This is a genomic window from Promicromonospora sp. NPDC050880 (assembly GCF_044456525.1).
In the GTDB taxonomy this organism is placed as follows: Bacteria; Actinomycetota; Actinomycetes; order Actinomycetales; family Cellulomonadaceae; genus Promicromonospora.
Window position 1 is genome coordinate 718,994 of the sequence record NZ_JBITFV010000001.1, and the last position, 24,650, is coordinate 743,643.

General features: G+C 73.7%; 19 protein-coding genes. 8 read left to right on the plus strand and 11 right to left on the minus strand.

The features are described 5' to 3' along the window. Position 1 precedes the first annotated feature (1 nt). From ACIBBF_RS03295 to ACIBBF_RS03305, 3 genes are read right to left on the minus strand one after another with little or no spacing between them, the layout of a single operon-like run. Positions 2 to 1,351 carry a lipopolysaccharide biosynthesis protein gene (locus ACIBBF_RS03295; RefSeq protein WP_397410438.1) on the minus strand — a complete coding sequence of 450 codons (1,350 nt, stop codon included), beginning with the start codon at positions 1,349 to 1,351 and terminating at the stop codon, positions 2 to 4. Further along, positions 1,348 to 2,373, minus strand: a complete 1,026-nt coding sequence (locus ACIBBF_RS03300; protein ID WP_397410440.1) for a glycosyltransferase — start codon at positions 2,371 to 2,373, stop codon at positions 1,348 to 1,350. Before ACIBBF_RS03300 ends, ACIBBF_RS03295 begins: the two co-directional genes overlap by 4 nt. Beyond that, positions 2,370 to 3,587: a glycosyltransferase family 4 protein gene (locus tag ACIBBF_RS03305; protein ID WP_397410442.1), complete on the minus strand. Its 1,218-nt coding sequence runs from the start codon at positions 3,585 to 3,587 to the stop codon at positions 2,370 to 2,372. The genes ACIBBF_RS03300 and ACIBBF_RS03305 overlap by 4 nt, the downstream gene beginning before the upstream one ends. Before the next feature lie 90 nt (positions 3,588 to 3,677). Here ACIBBF_RS03305 and ACIBBF_RS03310 point away from each other — a divergent pair, with 90 nt between their 5' ends. The 5 genes from ACIBBF_RS03310 (at position 3,678) to ACIBBF_RS03330 (ending at position 11,176) form a co-directional block, all read left to right on the plus strand. Next, positions 3,678 to 4,652, plus strand: coding sequence for a glycosyltransferase family 2 protein (locus ACIBBF_RS03310; RefSeq protein ID WP_397410444.1), 975 nt, complete (start codon positions 3,678 to 3,680; stop codon positions 4,650 to 4,652). Between the two features lie 52 nt (positions 4,653 to 4,704). Further along, positions 4,705 to 5,427, plus strand: coding sequence for a hypothetical protein (locus tag ACIBBF_RS03315; protein WP_397410446.1), 723 nt, complete (start codon positions 4,705 to 4,707; stop codon positions 5,425 to 5,427). Between the two features lie 159 nt (positions 5,428 to 5,586). Further along, positions 5,587 to 8,865 carry a LamG-like jellyroll fold domain-containing protein gene (locus ACIBBF_RS03320; RefSeq protein ID WP_397410448.1) on the plus strand — a complete coding sequence of 1,093 codons (3,279 nt, stop codon included), beginning with the start codon at positions 5,587 to 5,589 and terminating at the stop codon, positions 8,863 to 8,865. Beyond that, on the plus strand, positions 8,862 to 10,118 hold the full coding sequence (locus ACIBBF_RS03325; RefSeq protein WP_397410450.1) for a hypothetical protein: 1,257 nt from the start codon (positions 8,862 to 8,864) through the stop codon (positions 10,116 to 10,118). Before ACIBBF_RS03320 ends, ACIBBF_RS03325 begins: the two co-directional genes overlap by 4 nt. Further along, a complete protein-coding gene (locus ACIBBF_RS03330) occupies positions 10,115 to 11,176 on the plus strand; it encodes an acyltransferase family protein (protein WP_397410452.1) in 1,062 nt (353 codons plus the stop codon). Before ACIBBF_RS03325 ends, ACIBBF_RS03330 begins: the two co-directional genes overlap by 4 nt. 63 nt (positions 11,177 to 11,239) lie before the next feature. On the opposite strand, the gene ACIBBF_RS03335 is transcribed toward ACIBBF_RS03330, so the two are convergent. The 3 genes from ACIBBF_RS03335 to ACIBBF_RS03345 are packed head-to-tail and all read right to left on the minus strand — an operon-like array spanning position 11,240 to position 14,721. Further along, positions 11,240 to 12,370, minus strand: a complete 1,131-nt coding sequence (locus ACIBBF_RS03335; protein ID WP_397410453.1) for a glycosyltransferase family 4 protein — start codon at positions 12,368 to 12,370, stop codon at positions 11,240 to 11,242. Continuing rightward, positions 12,354 to 14,015, minus strand: coding sequence for a polysaccharide biosynthesis tyrosine autokinase (locus tag ACIBBF_RS03340; protein WP_397410455.1), 1,662 nt, complete (start codon positions 14,013 to 14,015; stop codon positions 12,354 to 12,356). The genes ACIBBF_RS03335 and ACIBBF_RS03340 overlap by 17 nt, the downstream gene beginning before the upstream one ends. 43 nt (positions 14,016 to 14,058) lie before the next feature. Next, entirely contained in the window at positions 14,059 to 14,721 is a 663-nt protein-coding gene (locus tag ACIBBF_RS03345) for a low molecular weight phosphatase family protein (RefSeq protein ID WP_397410457.1), read from the minus strand. A gap of 165 nt (positions 14,722 to 14,886) precedes the next feature. On the opposite strand from ACIBBF_RS03345, the gene ACIBBF_RS03350 reads away from it, so the two are divergent. Both ACIBBF_RS03350 and ACIBBF_RS03355 read left to right on the plus strand, forming a co-directional pair. Next, entirely contained in the window at positions 14,887 to 15,333 is a 447-nt protein-coding gene (locus ACIBBF_RS03350; RefSeq protein WP_397410459.1) for an adenylyltransferase/cytidyltransferase family protein, read from the plus strand. A gap of 39 nt (positions 15,334 to 15,372) precedes the next feature. Then, complete coding sequence (locus ACIBBF_RS03355; protein WP_397410461.1) at positions 15,373 to 18,132, plus strand: UvrD-helicase domain-containing protein; 2,760 nt, start codon at positions 15,373 to 15,375, stop codon at positions 18,130 to 18,132. A 177-nt stretch (positions 18,133 to 18,309) separates the two neighbouring features. On the opposite strand, the gene ACIBBF_RS03360 is transcribed toward ACIBBF_RS03355, so the two are convergent. Together ACIBBF_RS03360 and ACIBBF_RS03365 are read right to left on the minus strand one after the other, a co-directional pair. Further along, positions 18,310 to 18,699 (minus strand): pyrophosphatase, encoded by a 390-nt coding sequence (locus ACIBBF_RS03360; protein WP_397410463.1) that lies wholly within the window; start codon positions 18,697 to 18,699, stop codon positions 18,310 to 18,312. A gap of 355 nt (positions 18,700 to 19,054) precedes the next feature. Next, positions 19,055 to 20,800 (minus strand): DUF222 domain-containing protein, encoded by a 1,746-nt coding sequence (locus ACIBBF_RS03365; RefSeq protein WP_397410465.1) that lies wholly within the window; start codon positions 20,798 to 20,800, stop codon positions 19,055 to 19,057. A gap of 214 nt (positions 20,801 to 21,014) precedes the next feature. Between ACIBBF_RS03365 and ACIBBF_RS03370 the strand changes: the two genes are divergently transcribed. Beyond that, positions 21,015 to 22,337, plus strand: a complete 1,323-nt coding sequence (locus ACIBBF_RS03370) for a hypothetical protein (RefSeq protein WP_397410467.1) — start codon at positions 21,015 to 21,017, stop codon at positions 22,335 to 22,337. On the opposite strand, the gene ACIBBF_RS03375 is transcribed toward ACIBBF_RS03370, so the two are convergent. The 3 genes from ACIBBF_RS03375 to ACIBBF_RS03385 are packed head-to-tail and all read right to left on the minus strand — an operon-like array spanning position 22,324 to position 24,616. Then, on the minus strand, positions 22,324 to 23,076 hold the full coding sequence (locus tag ACIBBF_RS03375) for a hypothetical protein (protein ID WP_397410469.1): 753 nt from the start codon (positions 23,074 to 23,076) through the stop codon (positions 22,324 to 22,326). The genes ACIBBF_RS03370 and ACIBBF_RS03375 overlap by 14 nt on opposite strands. Beyond that, positions 23,073 to 23,693 (minus strand): hypothetical protein, encoded by a 621-nt coding sequence (locus ACIBBF_RS03380; RefSeq protein WP_397410471.1) that lies wholly within the window; start codon positions 23,691 to 23,693, stop codon positions 23,073 to 23,075. The genes ACIBBF_RS03375 and ACIBBF_RS03380 overlap by 4 nt, the downstream gene beginning before the upstream one ends. Beyond that, entirely contained in the window at positions 23,690 to 24,616 is a 927-nt protein-coding gene (locus ACIBBF_RS03385) for a hypothetical protein (protein ID WP_397410473.1), read from the minus strand. Before ACIBBF_RS03385 ends, ACIBBF_RS03380 begins: the two co-directional genes overlap by 4 nt. Between the last annotated feature and the right edge of the window lie 34 nt (positions 24,617 to 24,650).

The following is a 24,650-nucleotide window of genomic DNA, read 5'->3' on the forward strand; positions in this document are numbered from 1 at the left end:
GTCACTCCGCCGGGGTCGCCCCGGCGTCGGCCGCCGGCGCGGGCCGGCGCAGCCTGCGCCGCACCCACAGCGTGTTCGGCACCACCTGGCAGACGAGCACGGAGGCCGCCGTCGCCCACACCGGCCCGGCGGCGCCGAGGTGCGGGATGAGCCACCAGGTCAGCCCCAGGTTGAGCGGCACCATGAGCACGATGGGCAGCACCTGGGCGCGCAGGCCCGCCGCGTCGGTCATGTACATGCCGACGGGGTACTTGGCCGCCTGCACCACGGTGAACACGACGAACGCCGCGACGAGCGGCAGCCCCACACCGAACGCGCCGTCCGTGACCAGGGGGACGACCACGGGCAGCAGCGCGGTGAGCACCAGGGCCAGCGCGATCCCCGCGCCGGTGAAGACCAGCGACGCGCGGAACGGCGACGCCTTGACGGACTCGCTCCGGGCGCGCGCGAAGTGCGGCCACAGCGCCAGCCCGGCCGTGGCGACGGCAGCCAGGACGACGCCGAAGAGCTGGGCGGCGAGGTTGTACCGCGCGAGGTCGAGGCCGGTGCCCTGGTGGCTGAGCAGGATGCGCCCGGTCTGCATCGCGACCGGCAGGGAGACCATCTGCACGAGCATGGGCCACGCGAGGTGGAACACCCGCACGCCGGGCACCGCACGGACGCGGGGCACGTCGCGCAGGGCCGCGCCCACCTGGGGCCGGAGCAGCCGGGCGGCCGTCACGAGCAGGACGACGCCGACCACCGCCGAGGCCACGTAGGTGGCCAGCGCGAGGAACGAGGAGTCGCCCAGGGCCAGGACCACGAGCACGCCCGCCATGACGAGCGGGGCGGTGAGCCCGGTGAGCGCGGTCTGCAGCGGGTTGCGGCCCAGGCCGACGAGGATGCGTGCGCCGACGCCGCACGGCAGCGCGATACCGAGCACGACCACGCACACGGTGGCGGTCAGCGCACCACCCTCGAGCAGGCCGGGGCCGAGCAGGGCGGGCCACCACCCGAGCGCGCCCAGCAGCACCCCGACGGCGACGATCGTCAGGCCCGAGCCCACGAGGATCCGGAAGGCGCTGGTGAGCGTCCTGCGGACGGCGGGGTCGTCGTTCGCGTGCGCCGAGCCGGCCACCGCGTTGACCACCACGGCGGCCATGCCGAGATCCGCGAACGGGACGAGCGACGGCAACGTCGACAGCAAGCCGTACTGCGCGTACTGCGCCACCCCCGCCTGCTCGATGACGAGCCGGGCGGTCACCATGCCGAGCAGGCCCGACAGCCCGGTGACCACCACCTGCACCACGGCGCTGCTGCCGACCGCGCGCCAGGGGGCCCCGCGGCTCGTCGTGGTGCGGGTGTCGGTCATGCGGGGACCTCGGCCCGGCCGGCGGACCGGGAACGAGACAGCGCCGTGCGGTACACGTCGAGGTGGGCCTGGCCGGCGTCGTCCCACTCGCGTGCGCCCAGGTCCGGCGACGGCGCGCGCGGGACGCGTGCCGCGGTGAGTGCCCGCGTCAGGTCCTCGGCCGTCAGCTCGCCCGTGAAGGTGTGGATCCAGCCGGGGCCGACCTCAGCCGCGAGGTCGGCGTTGACCGAGGTGTCCGGCACGAGCACGGGCCGGTCGAGCGAGAGCGCGGCGAGCACCGTCCCGGAGTTGTGCATGAACCGGTAGGGGAGCACCACGAGCTCGGCGGCGGTCACGGCGGCGACCAGCTCGTCGTCGGAGAGGAAGGCGAGGCGCAGGGTGATGCGCGGGTCGCCGGCCGCCAGGCCCGTGACCGTGGCGGCGAGCTCGGGGGTCGACGCGGCGCCCGCGACCTCGAGGGACACGTCCGGGGCCGTGGTGGCACGGAACGCCTCGACCAGGCCCTCGACGCCCTTGTACCGGCGCACCAGGCCGACGTACTGGAACCGGCCCGGCACGGTCGCGGCCCGCGGGCCGGTGTACCAGTCGCGGTAGTGGCCGTGCGGGATGGTCGTCACCGGTCCGGGGCACTCCGTGCGGTCGTTGAGCACGATGCGGTGGGTCGTCAGCCGGTCGAACCAGCGCAGGAGGAGCCGCTGGGCCGGGCCCGCGTCGGCGGGCAGACCCACGTTGTGCACGGTGCGGACCACGGGCGTGCGCGTGACCGTCAGCCGGAGCAGCAGCAGCGCGGCGAGCAGCCAGCGCGCGACGCGGCCGGTCAGGCGGCGGCCGCCGAGGCCCGTGACGGTCTCGGGCCAGTGCAGGTGCGCCACGTCGTACCGGCCCAGCAGCGCGGCCCGGCCCGTGAAGGTGACCACCTCGACGCCCGGCGTGCGGCGCAGGGCCGCCGTGAGCATCGTGATGTACGGGTTGGTCGTCGCGCGCGGCTCGCGGTGCGAGGTGAGGACACGGACGGTGGTCATGCGGGTACCTCCGTCGTCGCGCCGAGGGCCGTGCGGTACAGGTCCCCGACCACGCCGGGCAAGCGCGCGCGGGACCAGCGGTCCGAGGGCGTGCCCGGGCGCTCGGCGACCTCCTCGAGCCGGGCCGCGAGGCTGCCCACGACGTCGCCGGCGAGGTCGGCCGTGCGGGCGTTGGGCCCGGCCAGCAGGGGCACCCCGCCGAGCGGAAGGCAGACCACCGGGCGCCCGAGCGCGCTCGCCTCGGCGGCGACCCAGCCCGCCTGGTCGTGCATCGACGGGAAGAGCATCGCGTCGCTGTCCGCGATCGCCTCCAGGACCTCGGCGCGAGGCCGGTGCCCGTGGAAGACGACCCTGTCCTGTACACCGCGCCGCCGCGCCAGGCGGCCGAGCGCCGCGCGCTCGTAGCCCGTGCCGTAGACGTGCAGCTCCCAGCCCGTCGTCCGGGCCAGGGCCTCGACGGCCAGCCGCCCGCCCTTCCAGGCCAGGAGCCGGCCGACGAACACGGCGCGCCTCGGCCCGGCGCTCGTGCCCGCGTGGCCCGTGCCGGCGGGCCGGGCGCGCGCCGGAAGGTCGTCGTCGAGCGCGGCGTTCGCCTCGACGACCACGCGGCGCGCCCGCCGGAACCGGTGCGCCACGTCCGCGTTCTGCGCCACGACGACGGCCGCCCGGCGGGCCGCTGCGTCGCCCCACAGGGCGCGCAGCGGCGCGGTGAGCAGACCGCGCAGCAGCTCCGTCGCCGTGCCGCGGACGCCGAGCCGGCGCACCAGGCGCAGCGGGACGGTGCTCGCCCCGCCGACGGGGCCCCAGACCACGGGCAGGCCGGGCACGCGGGTCAGGCCGCACGGCAGCCAGTCGTTCGCGAACGTGACATGGTGGCCCAGGTCGAAGGGCTCGGCCGCGTGCAGGGCGGCGGCCCGCCGCGCGAGCGCGCGCTGCCACAGCACGTAGTACCAGTACACGTCCCAGCCCCGCCGCTTGAGGGCGAGGACCCGGTCCGACAGGTCCAGGTACTCGACCGTCAGGGTCCCCGCGAGCTCCGGCTCGGCCGCCAGCGCCGCGGTGAGGGCGGGCTCGAACCGGCGCCGCGTGACGACGTGGACCCGGTGGGTGCGCGCGGCGGCCCGGGCGAACGCCCACCCAGCGGCGGCCTCCGGCTCGTCGCCCGGACCGCACGCGTAGGCGCTGACCAGGACGCGCGGGTGAACCTGCTGCACGGGTCTCGTCTCTCCGGGGGATCTGAGGGCTGGCCACGCTACGGTAACTGCCGGATCCGCCGTCATGGGGCGGTCGGAAGGGTGATTGTCGTGGGCACAGGCGAGCGGGAACGGCTGATGGTCGCCGTGCTGACCTACCGGCGCCCCGACCGCATCGCGGCCCTCGTCCCCGCGCTCGTCGCGCAGGCGGCCGACCTCGAGCGGCAGGGCGGCCCCCGCGTCGCGGCGAGCGTGCTCGTCGTCGACAACGACCCGTCAGGCACGGGCGCCCGCGCCGTGGACGACGTCTGGCCCGCCGGGCAGGGCTGGCCCGTCACGACCGTGGTCGAGCCGGAGCCCGGCATCGCCGCCGCCCGCAACCGCGCGCTGCGCGCCGGCGCCGACCACGACCTGCTCGTCTTCGTGGACGACGACGAGGTACCCGGCGAGGGCTGGCTCGCCGCGCTCTGGACCACCTACCGGGAGACCGGCGCGCAGGCCGTCACGGGACCCGTCACCTCCACCTTCGAGGCCGAGCCGGACCCGTGGGTCCGCGCGGGCGGCTTCTACGACCGGGCGCACCGCGCCGGCCTCGCCACCGGCACCGTCGTGCGCAGCGCGGCCACCAACAACCTGCTGCTCGACCTGCGGGCCGTCCGCCGCGCCGGCCTCGCGTTCGACCCCGCCCTCGGCCTGTCCGGCGGCGAGGACACGCACTTCACCAGCGCGCTCACCGCCGCGGGCGGCCGCATCGTCTGGTGCGCCGAGGCCGTCGTGGCCGACGTCGTGCCCGCCGACCGGCTGACCCGCGAGTACCTCCTGGCCCGGACGGCGGGGCTGGCGAACTCCTCGGCCCGCGTGGCCCTCCTGCTCGCGCCCGGCGCGCTCGCCCGCGCCCGGGTACGCGCCCGGACCCTGGCCGCCGGGCTGGCCCGCTGCGCCGTCGGGTCGGCGCAGACGGCGCTCGCAGCCGTCCGGTCCGACGTCGCGGGCGACGCGAGGGGGCGCCGCGCGCTCGCGCGGTCGCGGGGCGAGCTGCTCGCCGCCGCCGGGCGGGTGCTGCTGCCGTACGCCCGGCAGGGGTGAACTCCGGCGCCCGGCGGCGTCACCGGCCGCGGGCGGGATTACGCTCCCGGACATGCCCGCAACGTTCCCCCTCACCCGGCGTCGGCTCGTGCTCGGCCTCGCGCTGGTCCTCGTGGTGGTGGCCGCCCTCGTCGCGGTGCTCGCGCTCCGGGGCGGCGGCGAGCCCGGGGCGGCGGGGACGACGGCGTCGCCGTCGGCGACCGCATCGCCCACGGGTGGCGCGCAGGACGACGGAGCCGACGAGGGCGGGGCGGGCGACGAGGGCACGGACGAGGGCACGGACGAGGGCGGCGCTGAGCCCGGCAGCGACGCCGAGCCCGGCGGCGACGCCGGCACGGACGACGGGAGCGGCGAGCCCGCTCCCCGCGAGCCCGCTCCCCGCGAGACCCTCGCCCCGCGGCCGTTCGACGCCCCGGCCACGCCGCAGCCCGGCGTCACCGTCGCCGTCGCCGAGGTCGAGGAGGTCGAGGGCGAGGCGAACCTGCCCGGCGAGGTCGGCGGCCCGGCACTCCGGTTCACGATCGACGTCACGAACGACACGGGCGAGACGCTGGACCTGCGCACCATCGTGGTGAACGCCTACTACGGTCCGGACCGCACGCCCGCGAACCAGCTGCTCAAGCCCGGTGGCAAGGCGTTCGAGGCCGAGTCCGCCGACGGGAGGACGGCCCGTGGTGCGTTCGTCTTCACGGTGCCGGCCGACCAGCAGGACCGCGTCGAGCTCGAGGTCGACCCGGGCGTCGGTTCGCCGGTCATCCTCTTCACCGGCGCCTGATACCGCGAGATCACCCGCCATTCACCCCGGTTTGCGAGGGCTGACCGGCGTGTCCGCTATTAGCGTGACGCACAACGGTCTTCGCAGGTTCACACCGCCCCGGCCCCTCGGCCCGGCCGGCCCCTCCTCCGCAGCAGCTCTCTTCCCAGTGAGGTCCTCGTGTCTCCTCTCCCCGTGCCCGGTCGGCGGATCTCCGCCGTCCTGGCGAGCATGACGCTCGTCGTCACGTCGCTGGTGACGGCGCCGACGGCGTCTGCCGGCGTCGAACAGGCCCCCGTGGCCACGGCCGAGGTCACCGACCCGGTCACCGTGTCCGCCGACGCCCTGCCGACCGTCCAGGTCGACGGCGTCGTCTGGAAGCAGGTCATCGTCGGCACCAAGGTCTACGTCGGCGGCGAGTTCCAGAACGCGCGCCCGGCCGGCGCGGCGCCCGGCACCAACCAGGTGCCCCGCACGCACCTCCTGGCCTACGACCTGAACACGGGCGTGCTCGACACGTCGTTCAACCACACGCTCAACGGCAACGTCACCGACCTGGCGGCCTCCCCGGACGGCACGCGGCTGTACGTCGTGGGCGGCTTCACCACGGTCGACGGCGCGACGCGGAACCGCATCGCGGCCTTCAACCTGCCCAGCGGCACCCTGAACACGTCGTTCGCGCCGAGCATGAACGGCAACACGAAGGCCGTCGCCGCCACGAACACGACCGTCTACGCGGGCGGGTACTTCTCCGCGGTGAACGGCAACACGCGCTACCGCGTCGCGGCCATCAACGCCTCGAACGGCGTCGCGCTGACCGGGTTCCGGCCCGTCGTCGACGACCGCCAGGTGCAGTCCATCGTGGTGTCGCCGGACGAGCAGTCGGTGGTCATCTCGGGCACGTTCACCTCGGTGAACTCCGACACCGCGAACGGCTACGGCCTGGCCTGGCTGGACGCCGCGACCGGCGCCACCAAGCCCCTGCCGGTCAACTCCCGCATCCGTAACGCCGGCGACAACTCCAGCATCATGCGCGTCGCCAGCGACGGCGAGGCGGGCTGGTACGGCGTCGGCTGGCACTTCAACCGGGGCGGCACCACCGAGGGCACGTTCCGGGTGAGCTGGGCCGACGGTCAGCTCGTCTGGCTCGAGGACTGCCACGGCGACACGTACGACGTCGTGCCGCTCGGCGGCGTCGTCTACACCGCCAGCCACAAGCACTACTGCGGCAACAGCGGCGGGTTCCCGCAGACCGAGCCGTGGTCGTTCTACCACTCGACCGCGTGGATCAACGAGGTGCGCGGCACCAACACGCGTGACATCTACGGCTACCCGGACCACCCGGGCACGCCGCGGCCCGAGCTGCTCACCTGGTACCCGCAGACGGACGTCGGCACGTACACGGGCAAGAACCAGGCCGTCTGGACGGTCACGGGCAACGACGACTACGTCATCTACGGCGGCGAGTTCCCCAAGGTGAACGGCGCCGTGCAGCAGGGCATCGTCCGGTACGCCAAGCGCTCGGCCGCACCGAACAAGCAGGGGCCGATCGGCTCGGGCGCCGAGCTGAACCCGGCGGTGCGCTCGGTCTCGGCGGGGACGGTCCGGATCAGCTTCAGGACCACGTGGGACCGCGACGACGAGGCGCTGACGTACCGCGTCTACCGCGACTCCGAGGCGCAGGCGCCCGTCCACGAGGACACCGTCGCGACGAAGTTCTGGGCCCCTGTGACCCGCAGCGCCCAGGACACGGGCCTGCAGGCCGGCTCGGAGCACCGCTACCGGCTGACGGTCACCGACCCGTCGGGCAACGTGAAGAAGTCCGACTGGGTCTCCGTGACGGTCTCGGACGCACCGCCCAGCGCCTACGCCAGCACGGTGCTCCAGGACGGCGCGGTCAACTACTGGCGCCTCGGTGAGCCGCAGGGCTCGGCCACGTCGTTCGACTGGTCGAGCGGGGCGGACCTCGCGGTCCCGTCGACGGTCCGTCTCGGCGCGGCCGGCGCGATCTCGGGCGACTCCAACGGGGCGGCGACGTTCCAGAACTCCTCGGGCAGCCGGCTGGTGTCCCCGCAGCAGATGCAGGGTCCCGACACGTTCTCGGTCGAGGCGTGGATCAAGGGCAGCAGCACGGGCCGCATCGTCGGGTTCGGCAACAACAACAGCTCGACCGGCACGTCGAACCAGACCGACCGGATCCTGTACGTCGACTCGGGCGGCCGGATCAGCTTCGGCGTCAACGACGGCAGCCGGCGCGCCATCCGCTCCCCGGGCCGGGTCGACGACAACGCGTGGCACCACGTGGTGGGCACGCTCGGCGCGGACGGCATGAAGCTGTACGTCGACGGCGCCCTGGCCGCCGAGCGCGCGGCCACGACCCGCGGCCAGGCCATCACCGGCTACTGGCGCATCGGTGCGGACACGCTCGCCAACTGGCCCAACCGGCCGCTGTTCGGGCTGGGTGACCGGTTCAGCGGCACGATCGACGACGTGGCGATCTACCCGAGCGTGCTCTCCGCCGCCGCGGTGCTCGACCACCGCACGGTGGGGCTCGAGGGGCGGCCGAACCGGCCGCCGGTCGCCGAGGCGACCGCGACCATCGACGACCTCGACCTGCAGGTCGACGGCCGCGGCTCGTCCGACCCGGACGGTCCCCTCGCGTCGTACGCCTGGGACTTCGGCGACGGCGAGACCGCGACCGGCGCCCAGGCGACCCACACCTACGCCGCGCCCGGCACGTACACCGTGACGCTCACCGTCACGGACAGCGAGGGCGTCACGGCGCAGGACACGGTCGAGGTCGAGGCGACGGCACCCGCCGAGTTCGCGGTCGACACCTTCGACCGCACGGTGTCCTCGGGCTGGGGCTCGGCCACGAAGGGCGGGGCCTGGACCCTGTCCGGCGCGGCGTCCGGCTACTCCGTGGCCGGCGGTGAGGGCGTCATGGACCTCTCGGCGCCCGGTGCGAACCGCAAGGCACAGCTCCAGGACGTCGCGGCGGCCGACGTCGAGGTGCGCGGGGTGCTCTCGCTCGACGAGATCTCGGACGGCAGCGGCACCTTCGTCTCGCTGACCGGCCGCACCGGTGGGTTCTCCAGCGAGTACCGCGCCAAGGTCTGGGTCAAGGCGACGGGGGCCGTCCAGCTCCAGCTCGTCGCGCTCCAGTCCGCCGAGACGACGCTCGCCGCCGTGAACGTCGCGGACCTGACCGTCGGGCCGGGCGAGCGGCTGGCCGTCCGGTTCCAGGTGACCGGCACCTCGCCGACCACCGTGCGCGCCAAGGTGTGGAAGGCGGGCACGCCGGAGCCGGCGACGTGGCGGCTCACCGCCACCGACTCGACGCCCGAGCTGCAGGACGCCGGCGGCGTGGGTTACGCGCTCAGCCTCTCGGGCAACGTGACGACCGGTGCGAACGTCGTCCGGCTGGACGACCTGTGGGCGGGACCGCCCGCGCCGTGACGTCGCCCCGCACCGCGGTCGCCCCAGCCCTGCCGTCCCTCCAGGGACGGCAGGGCTGGGGCGTTGCCGCGACCGGGCTCGCGGTGCTGTGCCTGGTGCTCACGGGTATCAACCGCAACGTCTTCTTCGGCCTGACCCCTGGCCTGGCCCTCGCCCTCGTCCTGCTGCCGCTGTGGGCCCCGCAGCTGCGCAGCTCCCGGTGGGTCGCCTGGACGACCGTCCTGGCCGTCGTCTCGGTGGTCTGGGGTGCGTGGCTCACGATCTGGCACGCCGACTCGCGCGACGTGTCCACCGCGGGGACGCTCGAGGCGAGCTTCGTCGTGCTGGCGCTCGCCTGCGGGATCGGGGCGGCCCTGTGGGCGCGCGGGCGCACCTCGGACGCCGTGGTGGGCGTGGCGTTCGGCGTCGGCCTGGTGCTCGGCATCAACCCGGGGAGCGAGACCTTCGCCGAGAACCCCTGGCGGTTCGGGTTCTCCCTGCCGGTCACGGTCCTCGTCCTCGCGATCGTCTCGCGCTTCCGCAGGCGATGGCTCGACGTCGTGGCCGCGCTCGCGCTCGCGGGCGTCTCCGCGCTCAACGGCGGGCGGTCCAGCAGCGCGATCCTGCTCATGGTCGCGCTCCTGGTGGTGTGGCAGTCGTGGGGCCGGCCGGCCTCGTCGCGCCTCGCGGCCCTGCGGACGCTCGTGCTCTTCGGGCTGCTCGCCCTCGGCACCTACTTCTCCGTCCAGGCGGCGATCCTCGAGGGGGCGCTGGGCGAGAGCGCGCAGATGCGCACGGAGCTGCAGCTCTCGACGTCGGGCACGCTCATCACCGGCGGGCGGCCGGAGATCGGCGCGACGCTCGCGCTCATGGCCGAGGCGCCGGCCGGGTTCGGCGGTGGCAGCGTGCCGTCCATGGCGGACCTGCTCGTCGCCAAGTCGGGCATGGCCGCACTGGGGTACGACCCGAACAACGGGTACGTCGAGAACTACATGTTCGGCAGCGGCTTCGAGCTGCACTCGGTGATCGGCGACCTGTGGGCCTGGTGCGGCATCCCGGGTCTGGTGCTCGCCGTCGTGCTGCTGGTGTTCCTCGTGGCGCGCACCGCCGTCCTCACCACGGGGCGGGTCGCCTCCGGACTGGTCCTGTTCCTCGGGGTCAAGTCGCTGTGGAACCTGCTCTTCGCACCGCTGGAGAGCGCCCTCACCGTGCTGATCCTCGCGGTCGCGCTGATGGCCCCGGTGCTGGGGGCGGCACGGAGAGCGGACGGATGACCGGCGTACCCGCGCGGGCCGGGACGCCCGGCCGCGAGGCGTGGATCGACGCGGGCCGGGGCCTCGCCGTCCTGCTCGTGGTCGTCTACCACGCCGCGCGCTGGTTCGACGTGGCGGCATGGGAGCAGGTCAACGACTACCTGTCGGCCGTGCGCATGCCGTTCTTCTTCATGATCTCCGGGCTGCTCGCGCACCGGGTCGGCGCGCGGGGCGAGGGCGGGATGCCCTGGCGGACCCTCTGGGACCGGCGGCTGCGGCTCTACCTCTGGGTCTTCGTGGTGTGGGAGTGCATCGGCACCGCGTGCTACCTCGCGGGCTTCGCCCTGCGCGGCACGCCGCTCGGGTTCGGCCCGATGCTGCGCGACCTGCTCCTGTCGCCGGTCCGCCCGCAGTTCGAGCTCTGGTTCATCTGGGCCCTGGCGCTGTTCTGCGTGCTCGCGCGGCTGTTGCGGTCCGTCGATCCGCGGTGGCACCTCCTGGTCGCCGCCGTGCCGTCGGTCGTCGCCCTCACCGAGGGGTTCGACCTCGGCAACGTCGGCTGGAACGGCGCGCTCAGGTACTACGTCTTCTTCGTCTGCGGCATGCAGCTGCGCTCGCTCCTGCTCCGGTTCACGCGCACGCCCTGGCCGGTGCGGGTCGCGGTGGTGGCGGGCTGGGCGGCGCTCGCGACCGTCGTCGAGGTCGCCGGACTGCGTCCCGTCGTCGGTGTGTACTTCGTCCTGTGCGTCGCGGGTGTCCTCGCGGGCGCCGCGCTCGGCACGTTCCTCGCACGCAGCGCCGCGCTGGTGCGCACGGGCACCTCGACGCTCCCGGTCTACCTGGGGCACACGCCGGTGATCATCCTGGGGTCGTCCGTGGTGTTCGCCCTGACCGGCTCGACGACGCTGCCGCCCGTGGCCGGCCTGCTCGCGGTGCCGGCCGCGACAGTGGTGGCGACGACCCTGTCGCTGCTGCTGCACCGGTGGACGGCGTCGAGCCTGCTGCGCTATCTCTACGCACCCCCGCCGTGGACGGCGTCCCGGCGTGCCGCGGAGCCCGCCGCCCGCCGTCGGCCGTGACCTCGGGTCCACACCTCGGGTCCACACCTCGGATCCACACCTCGGATCGACGGGGGAGCCGTCTCATCCCCCCGTCGCGACGACCTCGCGGGCGAACAGCCACGCGTCCGCCTCCAGGCGGGAGTCCTGGCTCGGCAGCGACGCACGGACGTCGTCCGGGTCGAGCGGGTGGGCGGCTGCCTGTGCCAGGACGGGGGCGAGCAGCTTGGTCACGGATGCCGCCGGGATGACGCCGTGCCCTGCGTCTCGCAGCCAGTCGGCGATGCCGGTCTCGTCCGTGGTCACCACGGTGCAGCCGTGGGCGAGGCCCTCGACCAGCGGCAGCCCGACCTGCTCGCGCCACGCCCCCTGCCGCCGCGACGGCAGCACGACGACCGACGCCCGCCGCAGCTCCGCGTGCACGACGTCGCGGGGCGGATCGGCGATGACGCGCAGGCGGTCGTCGGCTCGGGCGGCGTCGTACGCCTGGTCGAGAAGTGCGCCGCGGCCCACCACGGTGAGCACGGAGCCGGGCAGACGGCGGCGGACGGCGCCCCAGGCGGCGAGCACCGAGTCGAACCCCTTGCGCGGCGAGAGGTCGCCGAGGAACAGGATGCGGCCGGGCGCCTTGTCCGACGTCGTCGCACCGGCGGGGGCGCAGTCGCAGGGCGCGGGCAGCGCCTCGATCGTGGTCCAGTGCGGCCGGCGGCGTCCGGCCAGGCCGAAGACGCTGCCGTAGAGCTGCCGTGACGTCTCCGTGCCGAAGGCGACCCGGTCGACGCGCCGCCAGACCCAGTGGGCGAGCAGCAGGTCGAGCGTGCGGCCCAGGCGCGGCCACCAGGCCGTCGGACGGGGGAGGGCACGCGGGTCGATGTTGCCGATCGCGTACGTGACCACCCGGGTCCGCCGGCGCCGCAGCACGTCGGCCACGAGCAGGGCGAGCAGGACGGCGGCCGCCCGGCGGACGCAGTCGATCGCCGCGGGCTCGTTGATCTCGACGGTCCGGTAGCCGCGCCGGGCGACGAGCCACGCGCAACGCAGGTCACCGACCTGCTCGGGCCGCACGCGGTCCACCAGGTCCTCGTCGAAGTCGTAGCGGCTCTCCTGGTACAGGATGTCGGCGGGCGGCATGGCCAGGGCCCGCTCGAGGTGCGCGGTGCGGAGCGTCTTGTAGACCCGCGCGTCACGCGGTCGGGCGTCACCCGGCACGTTCATCGGCGGTCCCCAGCTCGATGACGGGTGGGACGGCGGGCGGCATCGCCGCGGGCCTCAGGCGAAGGGTGGGAGCGTTCGGCCCGGTGAGGTCAGCCGCGAAGGCCTGCACCGGCGGCTTCGGCGGGCCGTCCGGACCGCCGGGCGCGGGGGCCTCGGGCGCCGGACTGCCGGGCTCCACCTCCGCCGGCGTCGGTGCGGCGGCGTCGGTACCGGGGAGCGGCACCGCCCGGATCGCTCCGGTCGGCAGGCTGAGCTGCGCGTGCTGCCGGGACGAGCCGGGCAGCATGCGCGGCCACCGTCGTCGTCGGGTGCTGTAGCCGTAGTAGGTGCCGTCCGGGCCGGACCGTGGGGCGAACGTCAGGATGAAGCCGAGCACACGCGCCTCGACGCCCGCGAGGGCACGCAGGGCCTGGGCGAGCTGCTGCCGGCGCACGCGCCGGGCGCCCACGACGACGACCACGCCGTCGGCCATGGTGGCCAGCAGGGCGGCGTCGGACACGGGCAGGAGAGGCGGCGCGTCGATGACCACGACGTCGTACTGCGCGCGTGCCGACGCGATGAGCTCCTGCGTGGCCTGCGACGCGATGAGCTGGTGGGGGTTGGGCGGGATGGGGCCGACCGGGAGCACGTCGAGGCTGCCGGGGCCGTACCGCTGGACGAGGTCGGCCATCGCGGCCCGCCCGACCAGCGCAGTGGTGAGGCCCGCTGCCTCCTCCAGCCCCAGTGACGTGGCGACCGACGGGCGGCGCATGTCGCCGTCGACCAGCAGCACGCTGCTGCCGCTCTCGGCGAAGGTGGAGGCGAGGTTGATCGCCGTCGTCGACTTGCCCTCGCCCGGCACGCTGGACGTCACCACGAGCACGCGAGCAGGTGTCGTGGCGTCGACGAACGAGAGGTTGGTCTGCACGCGCCGGTACGCCTCCGCGCGGGTGCTCAGCGGGTTCTGCGTGGCCGGGACCCGCGCCACCTTGCGTGTGGCGGTCGGGACGGAACCGAGGAGGCCGGCGCCCTCCGAGACGAGCTCGAGGTCGTCGGCCGACCGGATCCGGGTGTCGAGCACGGCCCACAGCAGCACGAGCACCACGCCGAGCGCGAGGCCCGCGCCGCCCCCGGCCGCCGTGAGCAGCCGTGTGCGCGGCGCCGACGGGTACTGCGGTACCTCGGCCGACGACACGACGGTCACCGCGATGGACTGGCCGCCGCCGGGCGTCTCGGGCGACAGGTCGACGACGGTCGAGGAGAGCTGCTCGGCCACGGCGTTCGCGACGAGGGCGGAGCGCTCCGGGTCGCCGTCCTCGACCTTGATCTCGATGATCGAGGTGTTGAGCGGGGAGTCGGCGGTGACGGTCTGCGCGAGCTGGCGCCCGGTGACGTCCCCGAGCTCTGCGGCCACGGGGTCCAGCACGACCGGCATGTCCGTGAGCGCGGCATAGGACTCGATGAGGTTCTTCACGTATGTCGAGCCCTGCAGCAGGTCGCTGGTGGACTCGCCGGTGTTGAGCGAGACGTAGACCTTCGCCGTCGCGGTGTAGGACGGCGGCGTCGTCCAGGCCCAGCCGAAGGCGGCGAGCGCTCCGGCGAGTGCGACGCCGACGATCACCGCCCAGCGGCGGCGCAGCACGTTCGCGTACTCGACCAGTTCCACGTCCTGCCTCCCTCTGTAGTCGTACGGCGTGTCTCGTCCGGGCTCAGAGCCGGCCGAGGCTCGAGGAGTGGCGCGGCTGGGGCTGCGCGACGGGCAGCGGGCCGGACCGGGGCGGCTTGCTGCCCAGCAGCCAGGGCTGCCTGCCGGTGCCGAGCACCCCGCAGACCGTGTCGGTGGCCGACACGATCCGCTCGAAGGCTCGGCGGTAGACCTTCTCGCTGCGCCCGTAGGGGTCCTCGATGTCGAGCTCGCGCGCGAGCGCCGGGTGGTGGAGGCGCTCGAGGCTCACGAGCTCGGGGACCTGCGCCCAGCGTGCGGCGTCGTCGGCAGCCGAACGGGCGCCGGGCGACGTGCTCAGCACGTGCGCGAGCTCGAGGAGCGTGAAGGTGCGCCGCACCGCCTCGGGGACGGCGCGGACGACTGCCGCGCGCTGCGCGCGGGTCATGGTGATGACGACGGTCGCCGAGCGGAGGGCGTCGCCGGTGAGCTGGTGCGCCGTGAACTGCCCGGCGTCGAGACCGCGAGCCTGCAGGAGGCTGGCCATGCGCGGGTCGATCGGCTCTCCCCTGCGAGCGCGGACGCCGGCGCTGCTGATCCGGACGGTGCCGTCGGTCCGGGCGGTGAGCAGGCGCGCGAGAACCGGGGAACGACAGATGTTCCCCGTGCACACCGCAAGGACGGACGTAGACATGGTGAGGCCAAGCATGCCGCGACGCTATGTCCATGAGCGGCCGATCGGTGCGCTTTCACCCGAAAGTCACCCGAGCGGGGTGAAATGTGCGGCTCGGGGGAGGGGTGAACTGCACGTTCACCCGCTCCGGAGGCCCCTTGGGCGTGTCGTCGGGGCGGGAGCGCTCCTAGCCTTCCTGTCATGACTGTGGTCGGTTACGCGCCAGGTGCCTGGGACCTGTTCCACGTGGGCCACCTCAACGTCCTCCGGCACGCCAGGAGCCGTTGCGACCACCTGGTCGCCGGGGTGGTCGACGACGCCGTGCTCGAGCTGACCAAGGGGCGCCGGCCCGTGGTGCCGGTGATCGAACGGGCTGAGATCGTGCGCCACATCCAGTTCGTCGACGAGGTCTTCGTCGAGACCCAGCCCGACAAGATCGAGACGTGGCGCACGCGGCCGTTCGATGTCTTCTTCAAGGGTGACGACTGGAAGGGCACGGCCAAGGGCCGCGACCTCGAGCGCCGGTTCGCCGAGGTGGGCGTCGAGGTCGTGTACTTCCCCTACACGGTGCACACGTCGAGCACCAAGCTGCGCCGCGCGCTCGACCTGATGGACGGCACCTCCGCCGAGACGTCCGCGCGCGGCTGAGGCACGGGATGTCGGTGACCCCGCCTAGGCTTAGGCGCGATGACTTCCCTCTTCGACAGCCTCTCCCTGCCCGGCCTCGACCCCGCGTCGCCGGGTGACGAGGCGCGCCTGCCGAGCACGGCGCCACGCTGGGACGACGACGCGCCGGACGCCGGGGACCCGGGCGAGGCGGCGCTGCCCGCCGAGCCGGAGTGGCTGGCCGGCCTGCCCCACGAGTCCGAGGCACCGCGCGCCCGGGGCGCCTTCGCGCACCTCGACCCCGAGGAGCTGCTCGACGGGCTGAACCCGCAGCAGCGGGCCGCCGTCGTGCACGAGGGCGGTCAGCTGCTGATCGTCGCGGGCGCCGGCTCCGGCAAGACGCGCGTGCTGACGCACCGCATCGCCTACCTGCTGGCCACCGGCCGGGCGCGCGCGGGGGAGATCCTCGCGATCACGTTCACCAACAAGGCCGCGGCCGAGATGCGCGAGCGGGTCGAGGGCCTGGTGGGCCCCGCCGCGAACCGCATGTGGGTGTCCACGTTCCACTCGGCGTGCGTGCGCATCCTGCGCCGCGAGGCCACGACGCTGGGGCTGCGCTCCAGCTTCAGCATCTACGACGCCGCGGACAGCCAGCGCCTCATCACCCTGGTGACGCGCGAGCTCAACCTGGACCCGAAGAAGTACCCGGCGCGTGGGCTGTCGAACAAGATCAGCGACCTGAAGAACGAGCTGGTCGACCCCGAGACCTATGCCCGGCAGGCCGGGGCGTACGCGGAGCAGGAGGCGCAGGCCGAGGCCGCCTCGGCGGCGGCCGGCGGCATCCGCCGCCCGTGGGGCGGGCAGTCGGCCGACGAGCGCAACACCGCCGTGCCCGCGTTCGACCAGGTGCTGGCCGACGTCTACACCCGCTACCAGGCGCGCCTGGCCCAGGCCAACGCCCTGGACTTCGACGACATCATCATGACCACGGTGAACCTGCTCCAGGCGTTCCCGAACGTCGCGGAGCACTACCGGCGCCGGTTCCGGCACATCATGGTCGACGAGTACCAGGACACCAACCACGCGCAGTACACGCTGGTGCGGGAGCTGGCGGGCGTGGGCTCCGACGACGATTCCGGTCTGGACCCGGCCGAGCTCACGGTGGTGGGCGACTCCGACCAGTCCATCTACGCCTTCCGCGGCGCCACGATCCGCAACATCCTGGAGTTCGAGAAGGACTACCCGGACGCCACCACGATCCTGCTGGAGCAGAACTACCGCTCCACGCAGAACATCCTGAGCGCCGCCAACGCGGTGATCTCCCGCAATGCCGGCCGCACGCCCAAGCGCCTGTGGACGGACTCGGGGGCCGGGGCCAAGATCGTGGGCTACGTGGCCGACGACGAGCACCAGGAGGCCCGGTTCGTCGCCGACGAGATCGACAAGCTGGGCGACGACGAGGGCGTGCGCCCGGGCGACGTCGCGATCTTCTACCGCACCAACGCGCAGTCCCGCGCGCTGGAGGAGGTGCTGGTCCGGGTCGGGCTGCCGTACAAGGTGGTCGGCGGCACGCGGTTCTACGAGCGCCGCGAGGTCAAGGACGCCGTCGCCTACCTGCGCGCCCTGGCCAACGAGGACGACGACGTGAACCTGCGCCGCATCCTCAACGTGCCCAAGCGCGGCCTCGGCGACCGCGCGGAGTCGCTCGTCGCGTCCTACGCGGACCGGGAGCGCATCTCGTTCGGCGCAGCCCTGGAACGGGCCGACGAGATCCCCGGCATGACCACCCGCTCGCTCAAGCCCCTGCTCGCCTTCCGCGACCTGATGCGCGAGCTGCGCGGCCTCGTGGACGACGGCGCGGCGCCGGCCGTGGTGCTCGGCGCGGTGCTCGACAAGACCGGCTACCTCGCGGAGCTGCGCGCGAGCGAGGACCCGCAGGACGAGGGTCGCGTCGAGAACCTGGCCGAGCTGCACGCCGTCGCGGTCGACTTCGGGGAGACCGATCCGGAGGGCTCGCTCGCCGACTTCCTGGAGCGGGTGTCGCTGGTCGCGGACAGCGACCAGATCCCCGACGAGGACGTCGCCGACGGCGCGGCCGAGGAGGCGCCCCGGGAGAACCAGGGGGTCGTCACCCTCATGACCCTGCATACGGCCAAGGGTCTGGAGTTCCCGGTCGTCTTCCTCACGGGCATGGAGGACGGCACGTTCCCCCACATGCGCTCGCTGCACGACGACACCGAGCTCGCCGAGGAGCGCCGCCTCGCCTACGTGGGCATCACCCGCGCCCGTGAGCGGCTGTACATCACGCGGTCGTCGACGCGGGCCGCGTTCGGGATGTCGAACGAGTTCCCCGAGAGCCGGTTCCTGCAGGAGATTCCCGAGGATCTCTGGGACTGGCGACGGCGGGAGTCGTCGACCGCGGCGATCCGTGGCGGCCGAGGTGGCTGGGGCGGTGGGTACGGCTCCGGTGGCTATGGCTCAGGTGGGTACGGGTCGGGCGGCTCGAGCCGTGGTCCTGGTGGCCGGTCCGGTCCGGGCTCGGGTTCGACGTGGTCCTCGGGCCGGTCGGGTGGCGCACGCACGGGTTCGGGCTCGTCGGCGGGCGGCAGCCAGCCGAATGCGTTCTCCCCGCAGCGGAAGACGGGCGCCAAGGGCGGCTTCGGCGGGATCGACGTGCAGAAGAACGTGCCCAACCTGGAGATCGGCGACCGCGTCACGCACGACTCCTACGGGCTCGGCACCGTGATCGACGTCGAGGCCAACGCGGTGGTCAAGATCGACTTCGGCAGCAACGGCACCAAGCGCATCGCCCTGAAGTACACGGCGATCACGAAGCTCTGAGCGGGGCGGGGCTCCGGCTGGGGCGGGATCCTGACCGGTGCGGGGTCCTGACCGCGGTGGGGTTGTGGCCCGCGCGGGGTCCTGACTGCGGTGGGGTTGTGGCCCGCGCGGGGTCCTGACTGCGGTGGGGTTGTGGCCCGCGCGGGGCTCTGACCGTGGCGGGGTCTCGGCCGACGGTCAGATCCCCTCACGATCCTGCGGCTCGATGAGGTTGCTCCAGCGGAACCACTTGCGGGCCAGCTCGGCCTCGATGTCGATGTCGAACCGTCGCGCGATCACGAGCAGCTGGCCGAACACGTCGGCGAACTCGGCCCTGAGGTCGGCGTCGATGTCCTCGGCGGACCGGCCCCGGTCGCGTGACCGTCCCGTCCGGGCGAGGTAGGCCTGTACGAACTCTCCCATCTCCTCCTGGAGCTTGAGGACGAGCCAGTCGTCGGTGCGTGGCACGCCGAACTTGCGCTCGTAGACCCGCGAGATCACCTCGACCTCGTCGGCGAGCGCGGAAAGTCCCGCCGGGGGCAGTCCGGGAACGCCCCCGGGCGGAGTGTTCGCTGTCGTGGGCTCCATGGTGTGCAGCCTGCCATGACGTGGCCGACTGGCGTGGGCGCCCGGCGCGGAGCCTGCCTCGACGTGGCCGGCTGATGCGGGTGACTGGGTGCGGAGCCTGCTTTGACGTGGCTGGCTGGTGCGGGTGTCTGGGTGCGGGCACCTGGGTGCGGAGCCTGTCTTGACGTGACCGGCTGACGCGGACGTCTGGGTGCGGAGCTTGCCATGACGTGGCCGACTGGCGTGCGCGCCCGGGCGCGCAGCCTGCCGGTGACACGACCGGCCGTCCCGCGTGCGCTCGCCGTGTGACCCGCCGTGGTCGGCCTGCGGTCGAGCGGGGGTGCCGGCACCTCGTGCAGGAGCGTGCGGAGCACGGTCACCCGGCGCGAGCGTGGGGCAGGTCGATACGTCGTCCGAGCCGGCTGGTGAACCGCCAGTGTCCCGGCTGGTCCGGAGTGCTGCCCGGCCGCCAGTCCATCGTGATCCCGGTGGTGTCCACGAGCGTGTGGTGGTGCCAGCAGAGCAGTGCGCTGTTCGCGAGGCTGGTACTCCCGCCGTCCGCCCAGTGCGTGACGGCATGGTGCACCTCGCAGCGTGCCGCCGGCTGGTCGCATCCCGGGTAGACGCAGTGCTGGTCCCGGGCGATCACCGCTCTGCGGAGCTGCCCGCTGACCGTGCGTCGGCTGCGGCCGACGTCGACAGCAGCACTGTCCGGCCCGAAGACCACCCTCGTGACGGCGGCGTCGCAGAGAATCTTGCGCAGGAGCCCGTCGGGGACGACGTTCCCGGTGCTGCTCGCTCCGGTGAAGATCGCCGGCTGTGCTGTCAGGGCCGTCAGGTCGTCTGGGCGCAGGCCTTGCGGGTCCGTTCGGGGCGCGGTGGAGCGGTCGGCGGCGTCGGCGTGCGTGTCCGCCGGAGTGCCGGTCTGGGCACTCGTCGGGCTGCCCGTCGGGGTGCCGATGGCCCTTCGTGCACCGGTGTCGGCGGTCCGCGCCGGGTCCGTGCCGGCGGCGTCTGCACCGTTCCTCGTCAACCGCATGAGCTCGGACAGCGAGACGGTGACGCTGACGTGCGGCCGCACCGCCGCGCCGGTCCCGGTCCGTCCGTGGTCCAGCACGTCGCGGGCCAGGTCGGCCAGAGCCTGGGCGCGCCGTTGCGTGGGTGTGCGGGAGTCGCCTGGGGTGGGTGCGCCCATCATGGAGCCGAGTGCGGTGCTGACCTGCTGCCCGTGCTCGTCGGTGAGGAAGCCGCTGACGTGCCAGCCGTCGAAGGTGGGGCTGATCTCCAGGTGCTCTCGTTCCGTGGCCCGCTGGTAGCCGCGTTCGTCGGCGTCGGGGTCGGCCACCGCGGCGAACCGCTTGAGCATGCGTCGGTACCGGCCGGGGTCGCAGGTCCCGGCGAGACCTGTCAGGTACTCCTCTCCTGTCGGCACGACAGGTGCGCGCCCGGGCCGATCGGCATCGAGGTCTGATTCGCCATCGGCAGCCGTCGGTTGCGCGTCCCCGGCGCGCTCCGTCTCGTCGGTGGGCTCCGTCTCCTCGGTGGGCTCCCGTTCCTCGACGGGCTGCGCGTCCCTCGACGGTCGGGACGGCGTGCCGTCCGTGTCGGCGTCGGGGGCCTCTACCGGGGCAGCCAGTGCGTTCTTGCGGGCCTCGCTCGTCGGCGCCACGTCGACGAGGGCACGCACGTGGTCGGCGCCCAGCCGTCCTGCGAGAGCCCGTTCGCGTGCGGTCGGCAGGTGGTCGCGCAGCGTGCGCGCGGTGCGGACCTCGCGCCGGGCCGTCGTGGTCGTGACGTTCTCCGTCCGGGCCAGCCAGGTCGCGAAGGTCCTCGCGCCGGTGGTCTGCCACGGGCGGTCCTGCTCGATCACCGGCAGCCACGTGAGACGCACCGTCTCGAGGCGGGTGTTCAGCGTGCGCAGCCGTGGTGCGGCGTCGGCCAGGCGAGACGCCACGATGTCGCCGCCGCCGCAGAACCTGCCCGTGCCGCGCACGGCATCGGGTCCGGCGACGTCCACGAGCTCGCCTGCCAGGGCCTCAAGATCGGTCAGCACGTCCTCCATGGCGCGGGTGCGAGCATCGACACCGGGCGCCCCACGATCCGGCTCCTCGTTCGTGATCATCCGCACCACCCCTGACTTCGAAACCCATCGAACAGTCTCCAAGATATCGAACATGTGTACCCGCTGCGCGGCGCTCCGTACATCTGTGGACAACCGGCCGAGGTCGGTCCGGAGTGCCGCCCGGGCGAGCCGCGGTGCGCTGCCGTCAGCCCTCCGTGGGCCCCCATGAGCGCGCTTGGCGCACTGTGCCCGCTTTAGGCCACTATGTGTCGCCATGAGGATCCTCGTCTCCGCGGCGCGCCTGTTCGCGGCGCACTGGCCCGCGCTCCTGACGCTCGGCCTGCTGGGCGTCGCCGTGCGCAACGGTGCGGTGTGGGGAGCAGTGGAGCTCAGCCAGTGGAACTCGTTCGTGGCGCAGCTCCTGCTGATCGTCAGCCCGCTCGGCTACCTCCTGCCCGTCGTCGGCATGCTCTGGGTCTGCCGCACGTCGCTGCCGCTGCTCCGACCGGAACCCGTGCCCGCCTACGGCGTGGCCGGCCCGGCCTACGGCGCCGCCCCGATCCCCGGGATGCTGCCGGGCACGCGCGCCCCGATGATGCCGTCCGAGAAGCGTGAGCGGCGCCTCGTCGACGTCGCCCTGTCCGTACTGGTCCCTTTCCTGGTGGTCTACGAGGTCGAAGGCCTGATGGACGCCGACCGGGACCAGTTCCTCAACGAGGCCGCCGCCGACGAGCTGTTCAACGACGCCTGGACCACGCAGGGCGTCGACTTCACGTCCCGGCTCGGCATCTGGTCCGGCTGGACCGTCCTCACCATCGTCGGGGTCGCGTTCGTGCTGCGCTGGCTGCTCGGCAGGCTCGAGGGCCGGCTGGGCTTCATCGGCATCGGGGTGTTCGGCGCCGTCCTCGAGATCTACTGGACGAGCCAGGTCGCGGGCCAGATCGAGGCCATCGAGAGCGACCTCTGGTCCGTCGCGGCCGACCGGCAGCTCGTCGCGGCGGCCACCGGAACGATCGGCGCCGCACGGGAGTCCGTGGGCGACGCCGGCGAGCAGGCCGTCACCTTCGTGGCGGACGGCGCCGTGACGATCGTCGAGTCGCTCGACATCGTCCTCGTCGCGCCGCTGGCCTGGCTCGCGATCGGCGCCGTCGTGCTGGGCCACCGGCTCATGGAACCGCCGTCCACCGAGCACCGCTGGCTGGACCGCGTCACCTGGCTCCCGCGGGGGCTCCGCTCCGTGCTGGAGTCCCTCACCGAGGACCTGCGCGCCCGCTTCTCCGCCTTGTGGGACGGTCTGAAGATGATCGTGCACGGCGGCCTCGGCCCCATGCTGGTCTTCTGCCTGGGCTATCTCGTGGTCATGCGGGTGCCGTACGGCGTCGCGTGGATCGTGCGCGCCGTGACCGGGCCCGTCGACAGCAGCACCTGGCTCGCCTTCAGCCCCATGGAGAGCGCGGCGGGCCTCGCGCTCTCCCTGGCGCTCGCCGCGGTCCTCGTCGCCGCGACCGTCGAACAGCTCGTCGAGCGCGGCCTCGTGATCCGTGACGAGGAAGCAGAGGAGGAAGCGGCCGCGGCCCGCCGGGTCACCGCAGGCTGAACGTCACGTACTCCGGACCGCCGAACGCCAGCCGCACCTGCGTGATCGTCGCGTCCGGGTCGGCCAGCACGTACGACGTGACGTCCCACTCGGGCTGCACGGTGAGCGAGCCCTCCGCCTCGGGCGGCGCGCAGCGGTTCAGGTTGCCCAGCAGGTCCGCGTTCGACTCCCCGTACCGCGTGCCGTCCTCGGCGACGAGGATGATCTGGCACAGCGAGATGTCGGTCTGCGGCTCGGCGGCGAAATGCATCCCCACCGCGTACGCGACGGAGCCCTCCGGGATCGGCATCGGGTCGCCGTAGGCGGGCGGTGGCAGCTCCGTCACCCGCTCCACGCCGGTGACCGACGCGTCGACCTCCCGCAGCACGTACGTGTTCGCGCGCTCCGGCACGTCGAACCCGAGGTCGTAGTACTCGCCCGCCAGGTGCGCCGTCGCGCCCGCCGCGGCCCGGTCCACCTCGTGGTGCAGCCCGGTGGGCCACCAGTACGCCCACACCCGGAAGGACGACGCCCCCGCCGCCACCACCACCGCGACCGGCAGCAGCACCAGCCAGACGGCATTGCGGCGCCACCAGCCCTTGCGGGGCGCCTGCGCCGGCACGTCGGGCGGGATCATGCCCGGCAGCGTGCCCGGGGGGACGCTCGGCGCGGGGCCCGGGTACTGCCCCTGGCCCGGGTACTGCCCTGCGTTCGGGTACTGGTCCGGGCCCGGTACGGCCGGGGTCACCAGCGTGGTCATCCCTCGTCCCCTCCCGGGCTCGCCGTGGCGTAGCCCTCCATCTGGGGCGACACGGTCTCGGTCGCTTCCCACAGCTCGTCGGCCTCGTTCCCGGTGATCCCCAGGTCGACGACGGCGACGGCGTCGCGCCGCTGGCCCGCGTGCTCCTCCGCCTGGTCGCCGCGGGCGAGCCGAACGGTCGCCCCCGCCAGCGCGTCGCGCGGCACGTCGAAGCAGTACGTGGCGCGCCAGGCGTAGCCGGGCTGTGCCTTGGGTGCCGTGGTGCAGTCGGCCAGGTTGGCGGGCCAGAACCGGCGGCCCTCGGCATCGGTGACCTCGGCGCCGACGAAGGTCGTCAAGCCCTGCGTGGCCCGCCAGGTCGCGTCCACCACGACGAAGGTGCCTCCCGCCACGGCGGTCTCGGTGACGCCGCTCAGGGTGTCGGCGACGCGGACGTCGGTCACCGTCAGCTCGGCGTACGTCAGGTCGAGCGTCTCACCCACCCCGCCCTCGACGACGAACGGGTCCTCCAACGCGGTGTCCTGGGGCAGGTAGGTCACGAGCGCGCAGCCCGCCGTCACGGCTCCGACGACCAGTGCCGAGCCCTTCCAGGTGATCCGACGACGACCGTGCCTCATGGCTGGGCCGTCCCTGACCCGGGCTGCCCGGTGGTGTCTTGTCCTGCGGTGTCTTGTCCCGTGGTGTCTTGTCCTGTGGTGCCCTGTCCGGCCTGATTCTGCCCGGTGGTGTCCTGGCCCGCGCCCGCGGCTGGCTTGGCCGGTTCGACCGCGATGTCGCCGCGAAAGGCCACCTCGTTCGGGGTCCAGTGCCCGTCGTCGAGCCCGAACGGGTCCTCCTCGATCCACTCCAGCTCGACGAGCTCCAGCGGGATCGTGGAGCCCGACCAGTCGCCGCTCTGCTCCCAGATCAGGGCGACACGGTAGGTCACGCCGGGGTTGAGGATGCTGCGGGTCGTGCCGTCCTCGATGTTGACGATCGTCGCGGACGGCAGCTCGGGCTCCGCGGGGGAGGGGCTCGCCGAGGGGTCGGCGTCGTTGTCGGTCGCCCCGTCGCCTGCTGCAGCTCCGTCGCCTGCTGCAGCCCCGTCGTCGGACGCAGTGCCGTCGTCGGGTGTGGTGCCGTCGCCGAACCCCAGGTCGCCGAGGGGCTCCTCCGGCACGATGCCCACGCCCTCGGGCGCGAGCACGGCGTTGCTCAGGGTGACGCTGTACTCCGGCACCTCGCCGGTGTTGGTGACGTTCGCGACCACGGCGAGCATGTGGTTGCCCGGCGCCGGCACCAGGTAGCCCAGCTCGTCGGCGGTCGCGGCCTTCTCGATCGTCACCTCGAACGGGCCCACCTCGACCGGCGCACCCGTCGTCAGCGGGTCGGTCCGCGCCTCCGCGGCGTTCCAGGCCCCGAACGGGGTGACGGCGAACAGCGCGCCGACGACGCCGACCCCGATGCGCTGGACCGTCGACATGTCATCGACGACGGCCGAGACGACGCGCCGGACGATCCGGAACGCGAGGTCGGGACCGTCGCTGCGGGCATGCTTCATGGCGCACGATCGTAGCGGTGCACAAGGGACAACC

What these genes read in the sequence shown, in the direction of transcription:
- ACIBBF_RS03350 (WP_397410459.1), top strand. Translation starts at nt 14,887, where the DNA reads ATGACTGTGGTCGGTTACGCGCCAGGTGCCTGGGACCTGTTCCACGTG.
- ACIBBF_RS03330 (WP_397410452.1), top strand. Translation starts at nt 10,115, where the DNA reads ATGACCGGCGTACCCGCGCGGGCCGGGACGCCCGGCCGCGAGGCGTGG.
- ACIBBF_RS03380 (WP_397410471.1), bottom strand. Translation starts at nt 23,693, where the DNA reads ATGAGGCACGGTCGTCGTCGGATCACCTGGAAGGGCTCGGCACTGGTC.
- ACIBBF_RS03375 (WP_397410469.1), bottom strand. Translation starts at nt 23,076, where the DNA reads ATGACCACGCTGGTGACCCCGGCCGTACCGGGCCCGGACCAGTACCCG.
- ACIBBF_RS03300 (WP_397410440.1), bottom strand. Translation starts at nt 2,373, where the DNA reads ATGACCACCGTCCGTGTCCTCACCTCGCACCGCGAGCCGCGCGCGACG.
- ACIBBF_RS03385 (WP_397410473.1), bottom strand. Translation starts at nt 24,616, where the DNA reads ATGAAGCATGCCCGCAGCGACGGTCCCGACCTCGCGTTCCGGATCGTC.
- ACIBBF_RS03365 (WP_397410465.1), bottom strand. Translation starts at nt 20,800, where the DNA reads ATGATCACGAACGAGGAGCCGGATCGTGGGGCGCCCGGTGTCGATGCT.
- ACIBBF_RS03355 (WP_397410461.1), top strand. Translation starts at nt 15,373, where the DNA reads ATGACTTCCCTCTTCGACAGCCTCTCCCTGCCCGGCCTCGACCCCGCG.
- ACIBBF_RS03360 (WP_397410463.1), bottom strand. Translation starts at nt 18,699, where the DNA reads ATGGAGCCCACGACAGCGAACACTCCGCCCGGGGGCGTTCCCGGACTG.
- ACIBBF_RS03315 (WP_397410446.1), top strand. Translation starts at nt 4,705, where the DNA reads ATGCCCGCAACGTTCCCCCTCACCCGGCGTCGGCTCGTGCTCGGCCTC.
- ACIBBF_RS03370 (WP_397410467.1), top strand. Translation starts at nt 21,015, where the DNA reads ATGAGGATCCTCGTCTCCGCGGCGCGCCTGTTCGCGGCGCACTGGCCC.
- ACIBBF_RS03335 (WP_397410453.1), bottom strand. Translation starts at nt 12,370, where the DNA reads ATGAACGTGCCGGGTGACGCCCGACCGCGTGACGCGCGGGTCTACAAG.
- ACIBBF_RS03295 (WP_397410438.1), bottom strand. Translation starts at nt 1,351, where the DNA reads ATGACCGACACCCGCACCACGACGAGCCGCGGGGCCCCCTGGCGCGCG.
- ACIBBF_RS03345 (WP_397410457.1), bottom strand. Translation starts at nt 14,721, where the DNA reads ATGCTTGGCCTCACCATGTCTACGTCCGTCCTTGCGGTGTGCACGGGG.